Origin of the sequence: Microvenator marinus, from assembly GCF_007993755.1 — a bacterium.
Taxonomy (GTDB): domain Bacteria; phylum Myxococcota_A; class Bradymonadia; order Bradymonadales; family Bradymonadaceae; genus Allomicrovenator; species Allomicrovenator marinus.
Genome location: NZ_CP042467.1, coordinates 2,340,857 through 2,353,466, shown reverse-complemented (window position 1 = coordinate 2,353,466; position 12,610 = coordinate 2,340,857). Strand labels below are relative to the sequence as shown.

The window sequence follows — 12,610 nt, the reverse complement described above, 5'->3', positions numbered from 1 at the left end:
TCCGACTGGTTTTCAGCGGACATCTCGCGCAAACCCTTGTTGCGTGTACCCCTAAGTTGGCGAGTAATAATGCATTTTCAAGAGTCTCAATATCAGTCGTGCCTCTATGGGGTGATCGATTCAGGCGTGGACCCAGTCGAAGAGCTTACGCGGCTTGTGGAGCTGAGGAATATCGTCTCTGGTACGCTCGGCGCCATGGGAACCCTAGAGAACGTGGTCCTCCTGACGCAGAAAGGAAAAGACTGGGAAGACTTCTCTCTGGGCGATGCCGTGTGCCGAATCGTGCACTTTAGAGGGAATATCGCGCGCGTAGGCTCCGAGCCAGCCTTGCGTGTGGAAGTCCTACTCAGTGTTGATGCCCCGGCTGGCCAACAACTGGTCTACGGCCACCTGAAGTCCGCTGACGTGGTGGAATTCGAGTACACCTTGACCGCGTTTGACGACCTTCACGCCGAACGCCGGCTCGATGCGGGTTTGTTGAGATTGGCCGAGATCAAGCCGAATCCTGCCTTCAATGCGCCAGCGGCAAAGAGCGAAGCTCCAAAACCGCCTCCAGAAACGCCTCAGAGGCCCGTTAGGGGCCCTGTTGAGCGAATTGCGGAGCCAAGGCTAGGTAAAGCTCCCGAACCCTCAGACGCGCCTTCTAAAGCGCGCGAGGTGGACCCGGATGAAGACCTCTCGGTGCCTACCGCGTCGTGGGCCGATGTGGTGCAAGCGAGCGCCGAGCCCTCAAAGACCAATCGCGCTGCAAAGAAGCCCATGCCTACGCCTAAGAGTAAGCGCGGGCTCGACCAGCTCGACGAAGCCGACGACGACCGAGCCCTTGTGGAACCCGGAGATATCTTGGATCATCCTACGCTTGGACGCTGCCGTGTGATGCGAATCGAAGACGAAGACTTCGCCCACATCCGCCTCGAGCGCGGTGGTATCCGAAAACTCGCCCTCGAAATCTGCGAGATTACGCATGTCGAGGAGAAGAGCGGACGTAATGTGTTTAAGGTCAAGATCAAGCGATGAATGCCGATGAAATCAGAGCCCGTCTGGGATTGTTGAAGCCCGAACCGCGGCTTGATTTCAAATTCGAAGGCCTTACGGACCTAGCACAATCAGCCGTGCTCATCCCTCTGAGAGACGGTCCACACGGCCCCGAGCTCGTGCTTACAAAACGCTCCGAGGCTCTGAGAAAACACGCCGGTCAAATCTCGTTTCCGGGCGGTCGTAGAGACCCTGAGGACGTCGACTTGGCGGCCACAGCTCTGCGCGAGGCCTGGGAGGAACTTGCCATTCAACCCGAGGACGTGCGGCTCTACGGAGCACTCTTGCGGCTTCCAACGGTTACCGGCTTTAACGTGACCGCGTTTGTTGGGGAATTGCCGCATCCGTACACGCTCACGCCAAATCCGGCCGAGGTCGCACATACGATTATCGCGCCGATTGAAGCCCTGCTCGACCCGGCCATCTACACACGTGAGCGCCACGAATGGCAGGGAAAAGTTTTTGATATGCACGCCTTCGATTTTGAGGGACACAATATCTGGGGCGCTACAGGCTTCATGATCTACGAATTCCTGAAGTTTTTGGAGATGATGAAATGAAAGTTGTTTTGGGAGTTACAGGGGGAATCGCAGCGTACAAGGCGGCTGAGCTCGTCAGGGCGCTGACCAAGAGGGGCGACGAAGTGCGCGTCATCATGACCGCGTCGGCCACCGAATTCATCACCCCACTCACCCTTCAGGTGCTCTCGGGAAATCCAGTAGGTACAACGCTTTTTGACCCGACCTACGAGTCTGAAATAGGCCATATCGAGATCGCGCGCTGGGCCGACGTGATTCTTGTGGCACCGGCCACCGCCAACACCATCGCCAAGATCGCCGCCGGAATGGCGGACGACCTCCTGACCACCGTGATACTCGCCACCCGTGCACCCGTGGTGATTGGCCCGGCCATGAACACCGAGATGTTCAGAAACAAACTTGTTCAGCAGAACCTAACCAGGTTGCGCGATGCCGGAATTCACGTGGTGGACCCAGATTCCGGGGAGCTCGCCTGCAAAGAGGTAGGGCAGGGCAGACTGCCCGATGCGTGGGTGCTTTTAGACGCCCTGGATAACGTCTTGACGCCCAAGGTTTTGGCCGGAAAACACGTGGTGATTACAGCCGGACCAACCCGAGAACACGCAGACCCTGCGCGATTTATCTCGAATCCGTCTACTGGCAAGATGGGGTTCGCGCTGGCTTCAGCCGCGCGTCATATGGGCGCTGAGGTGACCGTGGTGAGCGGGCCCGTGAGCCTTGTGACCCCGCCTGGCGTGTTTCGAATCGACGTCACGACCGCCCAGGAGATGTTTGACGCCACAATGCGCGCGGCGCCTAGCGCTGATATGGTGATTTGCACGGCGGCTGTAGCCGACTTCAGACCCGCTACTTCCGGGGACCGCAAATTGTCTAAGGCTGAGCTCGGACAGACATGGGAGCTCGAGCGAAATCCGGACATTTTGGCGACGCTTGGAGAGCGTTACGGCGTGGACCAAGACGAAGGCCCAATCATCGTTGGTTTCGCCGCACAAACCCATGACGTGCTTGAGCTCGGACGAGAGAAGATGCTCAAAAAGAAGGCGCACGCGTTGGTGGCGAACAAGGTCGGTGGGCCGGATTCGAGCTTTGGCGCCGACGAATCAAGCGCATACGTCATCAAGCCGGACTCGCACCGTGAACTGCCACGTGCACCAAAGGCAGAGCTCGCACGGCAAATACTGGAAATCATCTCTCTACACGCGGACGGCCGATGAATCACGAGATCCAAAAGCAGGCTCCGGGAGCACTCGACCCCAGCAACTTTGACCAACGCGCGGTGGAACTTGCTCGTGAACTCCACGACGTGCGCGGACAGAGTACTTTCAACCAGGCATTCAAGGGCTTTGGGCTCGCGCTCAAGACCGTGAAGTACCTCTTTAAGACGCCCGCGCTTTGGCCGTCGGCAGCCATCCCCGCCATCATCACGAGCCTTCTCTTTGTGGGCGGTGCGGGTACCTTGCTCTATTTCAGCGGCGATATCTTCGCCACCATGTTTACCCAGCCCGACTCCTGGTGGGTTGCGCTCTGGTGGGTGGGCCGAGTCCTCTGGACCGTACTCACCGTGGGCATCGCGTACCTTTTTGCGGTGGTATTCGGCGCCATCTTGGCCGGTCCTTTCAACGATATTCTCTCTCAACGCATCGAGCGGCGAGTGAGGGGCGAGGCGGTTTTGGGCGCCGACGACTTGAAGGCGAATATCCGCGGGGTGATTCGTGGAGCCCTCCACTCGATTGGCAACCTCGTCATGCTCGGCGTGCTCATGGTCCCCATCCTCGCCCTGAACCTGATTCCCGGCATTGGGAGCTTGGTCTCGAGTGTACTCAGTCTGCTCGTCTCCTCCCATTTCCTGGCCTTCGAGTTCATGGACTGGTCTCTGGAGCGCCGCGAGTACGGCTGGCGTCAGAAGTGGCGTGTCATCTTTGATGAACGGCCCATCGCCCTCGGCTTCGGCCTCGGCGCGAGCCTTCTGATGTGGGTGCCCATCATCAACTTCGCCGCAATGCCCGTCAACGTCATCAGCGGCACCATGCTCGCCCTTGAGCTCGACGAACGCAAAAGCGGCTAGAACCATGCGAATCATCTCCTTAGTACCTTCCCAAACCGAGCTCTTGGCCGATCTCGGCCTAGACGACGAAGTGGTGGGCATTACCGACTACTGCGTGCACCCCGCCGACTGGCTTCAAAAGAAGCAGAGTATCGGCGGAACCAAACGTGTGAAAGTAGACCGAGTCCGCGAGCTCAAGCCAGATTTGGTCATCGCCAACAAAGAAGAGAATGTCCGCGAACAAGTTTTGGAAATCGCGGAATTCGCCCGCGTAGAAGTCACAGATGTGGTGGACCTACCTTCGGCGCTGCAAATGATTCAAGACGTAGGCCAATGGGTAGGCCGAGAAGAACAAGCAGCCGCCTTGGTGACTGAAATTCAAACCGCCTTTCAAGACCTAGAATCTAGGCCGAAATCTGGCGAGCGCGTCCTTTACCTCATCTGGCGAAAACCCTACATGAGCGTGGGCCACGACACCTTCATCCACGACATGATTTCGCGCGCTGGCTGGCAAAATGTGTGCGCGGACCAAACCCGCTATCCATCCCTCAGCGCCGAAGAAATTCGCGCCCTAAACCCCGACCGCATCTTGCTCTCGAGCGAACCTTTCCCCTTCACAGAATCCCATTTTGCGGAGTTCGCCGAAATCTGCCCAGACGCCCAAATCCAAATCGTGGATGGCGAGGCGTTCTCCTGGTACGGCTCCCGCCTGAAATGGTTCAGCGTTTAATTGAATGCAGGATGACAGTAGCCCAACGGCGCACAAGAGAGTCCGTCAAAGCAGTCGGCGGCGGTATTACAAGCATGTGTGCAGATAGGGTCACCTCCCCCGAGCGGTTCGCAACGTTGGCCACCATGAGGACAGTCTGCATTGCCGTTTGGACACGACTGACCAAAGCCTGCGAGCGCCTCTGGTGTGACGACGTCCCCTGAGATCGTGCACACGGTTGCGCTGTTCCCGTCGATAGTCGCGACGCCCTGCTGTCCACCACCGAACTTCGGAGGGCAGGTGCCGTTGTACTCCGGCATGCAGTAGTTCCCGTGAGGACCCCCTTGGTAGTTTACGGGAACGCAATAGCTATTCCCATGGCAGTGTGAATCTGAAACACACGGTTGTAGATCCATTGCAGCGCCGATCTCGGCATCTGTACAGCTATACGTGAGCGGGTCACAAGCATCGCCATCGCAACCTTCGTCTTCTTGGCCCGGGAAACATTCAATACAGAATCCTGGGTTGTCCGGATTGTAAACACAGAAGCTCATATCCAGATGTGAACAATCAGACGCCCCCTCGCAAGCCACGCACATGCCAGAAGTTTCGTCGCACCTTGAAGCGAATTGATCCGTGCAATCTGAGTTGGTTAGACACTCTACGCATCGGTTGTCCTGTGTAGTTGCCCCATCAAGGCAAGCCAAGTCGTCACTACAATCGTTGTCTCCGAGACACTCAACACACGATTTGGTGTTGGTATCGCAGACGCCGTTCGCGCACTCGTTGTTGGTGAGGCATTGCACACATGTGTCGGTGGCGACGTCACAGATGGGTGTTTGTCCGCCACACGTATTACCACATGGTATGTGCATGTCCGGTTGCCCTTCGTCAGGCATGCCCATATCACCAATACAGCTCAGTGGTGCCTCACAAAGAGTCGATATCTGGTCCTCCCCGCACACCTTGGCACCAGCTTCCTCACAACCCTCTACGCTACATGCCATGCCGACATCGTGGTCTTCGTCCACCTCACCATCACAATCATTATCCACCCCATCACATAGCTCGATCCCGCCTGCGCTAACTTCGCACGTATTTGAAGGCGTAGTGTTGTTGGTGTTGGTGGCGGGAGGATTTGAATCCTCGGAACAGCCGGTGGTCAGCGCTGCGATTCCAACCAAAAGTATCGTTCCCAACCACGAGGCGAGTCTGTCTTGATGATTCTGTAAGTGCTTAATGTTCATAGGTTTTGTGTCCCTTCAAGGTCAATTCTTCCAACCAAAAGTGCTCACCCCTTCGTACTGCTCAACGACAGTAGTCATCACCCTGAAGCGGGCTGAAACAACTAGTCGCTAGCTTGCAATCTAGGTCGCAACTCCAATACGAGGCCCATGCGCGAGGCGTGTGGGCGATTTTTCGTGTGGTTGGTATTCATGAGTCTTGGCGCTCCCATCAAGGCATTCTGCGAAACAAAAAGTCATTTATGGTCGACAATACTTTGCACCTGGATTTCCTTGACATGTAGCGCCTACCTCGCAGTCTACATCCCCACCACATGCGTAGGTGCAGCGGTTGATGGGTGGTATTGCACTTTCGTTAAAGACTCTACAAATGCTGCCGATCTCGGGGCAGTCTGTCGCTTCGGTTGCGGGAGTACATGGTTCAAAATAGTCATTAATGGCTTCCGGGGTGGTGTTTGCTTCATTGATCATGCAAACAAGCCCTTGGACGCCATTGACAGAAGTGCGATTGCTCGGACCGATTCCATAGGGTTTCGGGCATTCGCCCTGTGTGTAAGTCGGCATGCAGTAGTTTCCATGGGGTGCCCCCATGTAGTTAAGGGGGATGCACGCATTTCCTGTGGCGCATTGCGTATCGGAGACACAGGTTTGAAGTTGTTGAGTCTGGCCTATGGGTAGGTTTGTGCAGGAATAGGTCGTCGGATCGCAGACATTACCCGCACAATCGGTGTCTTCTGACTCGGTGGTGCACTCACGGCATGTTCCTGCCACGCATTGTCCGAGGTCTTCTAGGTGGCTGCAGTCGGCATCAGCTGCACAAGGCGCACACTCATTCGACGCACTGCACAAGGAGGCTTCAGCGGTTAAACACTGAGCATTTCCTCTGCACTCGACACAGGCGTTATCCTGTGTGTCGTTCGCTTCGAGGCAGACGCCCTCGGTGCAATCTTCGTCGCCGAGACACTCAACGCATGAATTGGTGGAGGTATCACAGACGCTGTTGCCGCACTCGTTGTTGGTGAGGCATTGCACACAGGTGTCTGTGTCGACGTCACAGATGGGTGTTTGTCCACCACATGCATTATCACATGGCTGGCTCTGGTCGGGTTGGCCTTGGTCTTCAGGGATATCCACGTGGCCCATATCGCCCACGCAGCTTAAAGGGCTCTCACAGCGAGTCGAGGTTTGATCATCGGCGCAGACCTGTGTGCCGGCCTCGTCACATCCTTGCACACTACACGGCTCGCCGACCTGATAATCCTCGTCCACATCACCGTCACAATCATTGTCGAGGCCATCACAGATCTCGATGCCACCGGCGGTAATCGTGCACGTACCGGTATCGTTATTGGTGGTTGCCGGGGGATTTGAATCATCGGAGCATCCAGGGGCCATCGAGAGGATAGCGCCGCATAGGATGGCGAGGCACACCCGAGAGGTGTGTGGCCGAGTTTTCGTGTGGTTGGTATTCATAAGTCGTTGCGTTTCCTCAAATCAAACACGGCCCTAAGTGCTATTGTGGCCGGCAGTATTTTGAGCCAACCGGTCCACAAACGGCACTTCCGACGCAATCACTGGGTCCGTCACACGCGTAGGTACAGCGGTTGGTTGTTGCCTGCATGTTAAGCAATCTGCAGATTCCTGCATCCCCCGGACAATCGTTGTCGTCCGTACAGACCGTTTCATAGGCGTTGATCGCCTCAGGGGTGGTGTTGGCTTCTTTGATCATACACACGTCAAACTCGACACCATTCACAGAGGTTCTAGAGCGCCGGTCCGCTCCATATGGCTTTGGACACGGTCCACTGTCCATCACATAGATGGGCATGCAGTAGTTTCCATGGGGTGCACCCATGTAGTTAAGGGGAATGCACGCATTTCCTGTGGTGCATTGTGTATCGGAGACACAGGTTTGAAGTTGTTGAGTCTGGCCTATGGGTAGGTTGGTACAGGTGAAAGAGGACGGGTCGCAGACATTACCCCCACAATCGTCATTCTCAGTTTCGGTGGTACACTCGTGGCAAGTGCCTGCGACACACTGGCCGAGGTCTTCTAGGTGGCTGCAGTCGGCATCTACTGCGCAAGGTGCGCACTCATTTGCAGCGCTACACAAGGATGCCTGCGCGTCTAAACACTGCGCATTTCCTCTGCACTCGACACATGCGTTATCTTGTGTGGTATTCCCTTGGAGGCAGACGCCCTCGGTGCAATCTTCGTCCCCGAGGCACTCGACGCACGATTTAGCGTTGGTATCACAGACGCCGTTCCCGCACTCGTTGTTGTTGAGGCATTGCACACATGTGTCGGTGGCGACGTCACAGATGGGTGTTTGTCCGCCACATGCACTATCACAGGGTGTACTCTGGTCGGGCTGGCCTTCATCTTCAGGCATATCCGCTTCAGGCATGTCTTCTACAGGGCCATCATCGCCGCCCATATCGGACACCGGTAGGTCGATGTCCATATCCTCAACTGTGTTGCAGTAGGAGTAAGTTGGGTCGTGCGCGCAACACGTCTCCACATGTTCGGCCTTTGGACTTGCACAGTCGTCGCGCGTTTCATCGCTACACGACGCAGAGAGGGCCAGGGTAATCATTGCGAATAAAATCAAAATTTTGGCGTTCATTCATCCCCCTAAAACATCGGGAAGGTGTGTTATTGTGTCGTCAGTGTATAGAAGAACTGAGAATTCGAATCAAGTCAAGATTTTGGCGCAAAAATTTGGGCAACAACAAAAATTCAGGCTTGACAGAATTCTGACGCTCCGGTTTTCTCAAGACTCAACTTTGTGGACCCGCAGAATGGTGGGGGATGATTAAGCACGCAACAATTTACGCCGTATTCGTCTTGGCCCTAAGCTCAACCGCCTTTGCACAAGGGGCGGGCTCGGAGCATTTTGAGAAGGCCAAATCTTCCTATGAGGCTCAAAACTACGAGGCTGCGATGCTCAGTCTTGAGCAAGCCTTGCGAGCTGAAGAGAGCCCACAATACCTCTATTGGCGCATCAAAACACTACAGGCCATGGGTGAACATGCCCACGTGCTTGAGCTGATCGACCAAAATCGCGATGCGTTGCTCACGGCGCCTGAAGGCGGAGAACTCCACTTGATGGAGGAGCGCTCTCGCCGTGAGTTGGACAAGCAAAAGGAGATCAAGACCGTGGAGCCACCCGTGGTCATCACCCCCGAGCAGCGTACGACGCTGAACACCGTGGGACCGATCGTGCTCGGGGTCGCCGGGCTTGGTCTCGCGCTTGGCTCGATCCCTTTTTGGCAGGCTGAGTGTGAACTTCAAGTCAACAATGTCTGTCTTGAAGAGGGCGATCCGCAATACGGGCTTGCGATAGGTTTAAGCGCAGCCGGAGCACTCGCCATCGGTGGTGGCGTTGCGTGGTGGATTCTCGGAACACCCGAAGAACCGGCGCCCATGAGCCTTAACGTGTCTCCCTTTGGTTTAAGGGGGCAGTTTTGAAGATTCTGATTTTCCTTTCACTTTTTTTTCTCTCGGCATCTGCTCACGCTCAGGGACGAATCGCGGTCCTCCCGCTCGATGATACCGAAGGCTCCACCTCGGTAGCCACGCGAATGGCAGAGCTCTTAACAGCTGGCGGAAGAGACGTGGTCTTCGGCGACCCAGTCTTCCAGAGAGTATTGGAACACCGAGTCGAGCCCGATCCTGATGCTGCCGCAGAATTCTCCGGGATCTCCGAGCAAATTGCATCAGGTATCAACCAGTTTTTCTATGCGGGAAACGAAGACGCGCTCAAAATCCTCTCGCCCGTACTTCAAAAGGGCATCCAACACTTCGACTACGTCGTGACGCGTCCAGACCTCATTGCCCAACTCTACGAAGCTTCGCTTATCATGGTCAGGGCATACAAAGGGCTCAAGCGCGAAGATGACATGAAGACCACGGCCACGCTGCTCGCGCGCTATTTCCCGATGATGGCCCCAAACCTCAAGAGCTCGCCGCCTGACATACTTGCCTTGATGAAGGATACCAAGGCTGAACTCTTGGAAACTCCGGGCTCGCGCGTGGGTATCGAATTGCGTGAAAACCGCGAATGCCGTCGCTACCTCAATGGCACCCAGATCAAGGAAGGCGCCTATCCTGTAGCTCCCGACTCCGACGTATTCCTCTATATCGAGTGCGAAGGCCAGCGAAGCCCCGTCTGGAGACTCAAAGTCCCTGCCGGAAAGTCCGTGGTGGTTCCGCTATCCACCAAAGAAATCGACTCACTCGTGATGGGAGACGACTCGTTTGAAGCCCGAAGAAGTGCCGAAGAAGTGATGGCCGCAGTCGCATTCTGGGGCGGATTTGATGAGGTTGTGGGGCTAAGGCAGCCTGCGACTATGAATACCGCGCCCACGCTTTTCGGGCACATGAAACAGGGGCGTGTGACCTGGACCGAGACGCGCGACACGCCAGCGTTCGTCGGATTCGTAGAACAGACTTTCGCTGTGAGTGTGGACGCGCCAGCAGCCGAGGACGATTCGGGTTCCACCAATTGGTCCGCTATCGCCCTCACATCGGGTGGAATCGTGCTCGCCGGCGTGGGAGGTGCACTGATTTACCTTGGGCACGGCGAGGCTCAGGATTTGATTTGTACGGGTTTTACCACCGAGAGTGCTTCCGGTTGTGATTCGGGGACAGCCGACTTCATCAGCGAAGACGAATTCAACGACCGAAAATCCAAGGCCAACCTTTACTCTGTGGGCGGAATCTCGCTGGTGGGCGCGGGGCTCGGGCTCGCCGTTTGGGGCATTTATGGCTTGGTGGCCGGCGATGATGAAGCTGAAGCGAGTCGCCTAACCCCCACGGCCGACGGTTTCGTCTGGAGGTTCCAATGAAGTTTCTCCTCGTGTTGCTTTGCGCTCTCTTGGGCGCCTCTTGTTACACCTTCGAGTACGACCCTCCTGGTGGGGAAGTTCCCGATATGAACGAGCCAGACGAGAGCGAGCCAGATATGCCGGTCGAGGAGATGCTCCCTATCATCACCATCACGCTACCGAGAGATAATGCTCAAGTAACGAGCCCTGTCAGGCTCGTGGCCGTGGCGGCCGATGTCGACCAAAACGATATCTCAAGCGGAATTGTTTGGCTTCAGAATGAGACTCCGTTTAAAACGGGAAGTGATGTCACACATGAATTCCCCGTGGGCGAACACACGGTAAGTGCCCGCGCAACTGACTCAAAAGGCCGCACAGGCGAGTCGTTTATCACCTTTGAAGTGATCGGAAATTAAGTAGGTAACGTATGAATACTCGATTGAACCGCTCGTTTGCTTTGATTGTACTTGTCTCGGCGTTCGTTGCCTGTGGAGATGATGGTCCCTCGACTCAGCAGCCTCAAAACAATGGGCAAAACAACATCAATAATTCCAACAACGAGTCGAATAACGAGTCCACGCCTACGCCGGACCCCAATTGCGTGGTCACCAAGGCCGGCGTTGAGGTCTGTGACCGAATCGACAACGACTGTGACGGTGAGGTGGACGAAGGTTTTGAGCTCGGAGAGGCCTGCACGGCTGGCGTCGGGGCATGTCAGGCCGAGGGTGTGACCGTGTGCGGTGACGACGAAGTTTCCGTGGCGTGTATTGCCCAAGAGGGAACGCCCGAGCCCGAAGTTTGCGACGAAATCGACAACGACTGTGATGGCGAGGTCGACGAAGACTTCGACTTGGGCGAGGCGTGCTCAGCTGGGGAGGGTGCGTGTCTCAATGAAGGCACCATCGTGTGTCAGGACGACGGCACGGCCGCATGCAGCGCCGTTGCCGGCGAAGAGGGCGGCACCGAGTTGTGCAACGACTCGGACGACGATTGTGATGGTGAGGTGGACGAAGGTTTTGACTTAGGCACTGAGTGCACTGTGGGTGTGGGCGCATGTGTTGCCACGGGAGCCTTGGTCTGCGCCGAAGACGGCACCACAACTTGCAGCGTCTCACCTGCCACGCCTCCTGAGGCTGAAGAGATGACGTGTGATGGAATCGACAATGACTGTGACGGCGAGGTGGACGAAGGCTGTGATGACGACGGGGATAATTATTGCGACGAGTCGATGACGGTGGTGGGCAACCCCGCCGTGTGTATCTTAGGCGGGAATGACTGCAACGACACGAACTCGGCCATCAACCCGGGTGCCGCCGAAGTTTGCGATAACGTCGATAACAACTGCGATGGAAATATTGACGAGAACGCTACGGACGCGACGGTCTATTACTTAGATTGTGATGGCGACGGATTTGCGAGTGGAACGATTGGCCGGTTCTGTTCGGCTCCAGCAGCTTCCACGGCGCGTGCACAATGCAATAACGCCAGCACCGCTACTTGGCGAACGACCAATGGCAACGACTGTCAGGATTCGGACCCCGACGCCTACCCCGGTCAGACTTCCTACTTTGCTGATGGAATGAACCCGCCGCCGAGCGCGACGCGAACCCACGACTACAACTGTAACGGGACCAACGAACATCTCTATACCGTGACAAATCGCTCCGGGCAAAATTGCGTGGCTGACCGCTTTAGGTCTTCGTGTATTCCGAGGGACGGCGTGGAGGGATGGGCCGGAAGTTTGCCCGCTTGCGGCACTTCTGCCGCGTATTCGACGTGCTCCTTTACGTACAATCAGATTCTTCAAGAGTGTGAGGGAACCCGCACTTCGCAAACAAGGACTGCCGTGTGTCGATAGACATTGGCGCCAAAAAATTGACTTGATTCAAGTTTTCGAGTCACCTATAAATTGACGACACAATAACACACCTTCCCGATGTTTTAGGGGGATGAATGAACGCCAAAAATTTAATTTTACTCGCAACAATTACCCTGGGTTTGGCTGCATCTTGTGGCAATGAGAATGAGGGGCGCGACGTCTGCCTTTAAGCCAGTCCTCCCATTGACCTATGCTGTGCGGACGATCTTCAATTAATGGCGCCCAGGTCAGCGTGTGTATGATTAATGGTGGGTCAACAACCCCGGAAGCTGTTAATCCTTACTTCACAATCCATACAGACGACGACGACGATTGCCCGCGAGATGCTGGA

Annotated in this window: 12 protein-coding genes; 9 read left to right on the top strand and 3 right to left on the bottom strand. The window is 55.9% G+C overall.

The annotated features are described in order from the left end of the window. Nucleotides 1-69: 69 nt before the first annotated feature. Genes FRD01_RS09820 through FRD01_RS09800 form a run of 5 tightly spaced genes read left to right on the top strand, consistent with a single transcriptional unit; the run spans nucleotide 70 to nucleotide 4,348 of the window. On the top strand, nucleotides 70-1,017 hold the full coding sequence (locus FRD01_RS09820; protein ID WP_146959217.1) for a PCC domain-containing protein: 948 nt from the start codon (nucleotides 70-72) through the stop codon (nucleotides 1,015-1,017). Beyond that, complete coding sequence (locus FRD01_RS09815) at nucleotides 1,014-1,595, top strand: NUDIX hydrolase (RefSeq protein WP_146959216.1); 582 nt, start codon at nucleotides 1,014-1,016, stop codon at nucleotides 1,593-1,595. The genes FRD01_RS09820 and FRD01_RS09815 overlap by 4 nt, the downstream gene beginning before the upstream one ends. Continuing rightward, a complete protein-coding gene (gene coaBC / locus FRD01_RS09810; protein WP_146959215.1) occupies nucleotides 1,592-2,788 on the top strand; it encodes a bifunctional phosphopantothenoylcysteine decarboxylase/phosphopantothenate--cysteine ligase CoaBC in 1,197 nt (398 codons plus the stop codon). The genes FRD01_RS09815 and coaBC overlap by 4 nt, the downstream gene beginning before the upstream one ends. Next, nucleotides 2,785-3,639: an EI24 domain-containing protein gene (locus tag FRD01_RS09805; RefSeq protein WP_146959214.1), complete on the top strand. Its 855-nt coding sequence runs from the start codon at nucleotides 2,785-2,787 to the stop codon at nucleotides 3,637-3,639. Before coaBC ends, FRD01_RS09805 begins: the two co-directional genes overlap by 4 nt. A gap of 4 nt (nucleotides 3,640-3,643) precedes the next feature. Continuing rightward, the gene (locus tag FRD01_RS09800) at nucleotides 3,644-4,348 is read left to right on the top strand and encodes a helical backbone metal receptor (RefSeq protein WP_146959213.1); all 705 of its coding nucleotides are present in this window, start codon (nucleotides 3,644-3,646) and stop codon (nucleotides 4,346-4,348) included. On the opposite strand, the gene FRD01_RS09795 is transcribed toward FRD01_RS09800, so the two are convergent. From FRD01_RS09795 to FRD01_RS09785, 3 genes are all read right to left on the bottom strand, one after another. Next, nucleotides 4,345-5,574 carry a hypothetical protein gene (locus FRD01_RS09795; RefSeq protein WP_146959212.1) on the bottom strand — a complete coding sequence of 410 codons (1,230 nt, stop codon included), beginning with the start codon at nucleotides 5,572-5,574 and terminating at the stop codon, nucleotides 4,345-4,347. The two genes, FRD01_RS09800 and FRD01_RS09795, sit on opposite strands and share 4 nt — an antisense overlap. A gap of 237 nt (nucleotides 5,575-5,811) precedes the next feature. Continuing rightward, nucleotides 5,812-7,044 (bottom strand): hypothetical protein, encoded by a 1,233-nt coding sequence (locus FRD01_RS09790; protein WP_146959211.1) that lies wholly within the window; start codon nucleotides 7,042-7,044, stop codon nucleotides 5,812-5,814. Between the two features lie 40 nt (nucleotides 7,045-7,084). Continuing rightward, nucleotides 7,085-8,197 (bottom strand): hypothetical protein, encoded by a 1,113-nt coding sequence (locus FRD01_RS09785; protein WP_146959210.1) that lies wholly within the window; start codon nucleotides 8,195-8,197, stop codon nucleotides 7,085-7,087. 185 nt (nucleotides 8,198-8,382) lie between these two features. On the opposite strand from FRD01_RS09785, the gene FRD01_RS09780 reads away from it, so the two are divergent. From FRD01_RS09780 to FRD01_RS09765, 4 genes are read left to right on the top strand one after another with little or no spacing between them, the layout of a single operon-like run. Continuing rightward, nucleotides 8,383-9,042 carry a hypothetical protein gene (locus FRD01_RS09780; protein ID WP_146959209.1) on the top strand — a complete coding sequence of 220 codons (660 nt, stop codon included), beginning with the start codon at nucleotides 8,383-8,385 and terminating at the stop codon, nucleotides 9,040-9,042. Further along, nucleotides 9,039-10,421: a hypothetical protein gene (locus tag FRD01_RS09775; RefSeq protein WP_146959208.1), complete on the top strand. Its 1,383-nt coding sequence runs from the start codon at nucleotides 9,039-9,041 to the stop codon at nucleotides 10,419-10,421. Before FRD01_RS09780 ends, FRD01_RS09775 begins: the two co-directional genes overlap by 4 nt. Next, nucleotides 10,418-10,816, top strand: a complete 399-nt coding sequence (locus tag FRD01_RS09770; protein ID WP_146959207.1) for a hypothetical protein — start codon at nucleotides 10,418-10,420, stop codon at nucleotides 10,814-10,816. The genes FRD01_RS09775 and FRD01_RS09770 overlap by 4 nt, the downstream gene beginning before the upstream one ends. An 11-nt stretch (nucleotides 10,817-10,827) precedes the next feature. Next, on the top strand, nucleotides 10,828-12,258 hold the full coding sequence (locus FRD01_RS09765) for a putative metal-binding motif-containing protein (protein WP_146959206.1): 1,431 nt from the start codon (nucleotides 10,828-10,830) through the stop codon (nucleotides 12,256-12,258). The last annotated feature ends 352 nt before the right edge of the window (nucleotides 12,259-12,610 follow it).

Coding starts and splice junctions, on each gene's coding strand:
- FRD01_RS09815 (WP_146959216.1), top strand. CDS start 1,014: ATGAATGCCGATGAAATCAGAGCCCGTCTGGGATTGTTGAAGCCCGAA.
- FRD01_RS09820 (WP_146959217.1), top strand. CDS start 70: ATGCATTTTCAAGAGTCTCAATATCAGTCGTGCCTCTATGGGGTGATC.
- FRD01_RS09770 (WP_146959207.1), top strand. CDS start 10,418: ATGAAGTTTCTCCTCGTGTTGCTTTGCGCTCTCTTGGGCGCCTCTTGT.
- FRD01_RS09780 (WP_146959209.1), top strand. CDS start 8,383: ATGATTAAGCACGCAACAATTTACGCCGTATTCGTCTTGGCCCTAAGC.
- FRD01_RS09765 (WP_146959206.1), top strand. CDS start 10,828: ATGAATACTCGATTGAACCGCTCGTTTGCTTTGATTGTACTTGTCTCG.
- FRD01_RS09795 (WP_146959212.1), bottom strand. CDS start 5,574: ATGAACATTAAGCACTTACAGAATCATCAAGACAGACTCGCCTCGTGG.
- FRD01_RS09800 (WP_146959213.1), top strand. CDS start 3,644: ATGCGAATCATCTCCTTAGTACCTTCCCAAACCGAGCTCTTGGCCGAT.
- FRD01_RS09785 (WP_146959210.1), bottom strand. CDS start 8,197: ATGAACGCCAAAATTTTGATTTTATTCGCAATGATTACCCTGGCCCTC.
- coaBC (WP_146959215.1), top strand. CDS start 1,592: ATGAAAGTTGTTTTGGGAGTTACAGGGGGAATCGCAGCGTACAAGGCG.
- FRD01_RS09805 (WP_146959214.1), top strand. CDS start 2,785: ATGAATCACGAGATCCAAAAGCAGGCTCCGGGAGCACTCGACCCCAGC.
- FRD01_RS09790 (WP_146959211.1), bottom strand. CDS start 7,044: ATGAATACCAACCACACGAAAACTCGGCCACACACCTCTCGGGTGTGC.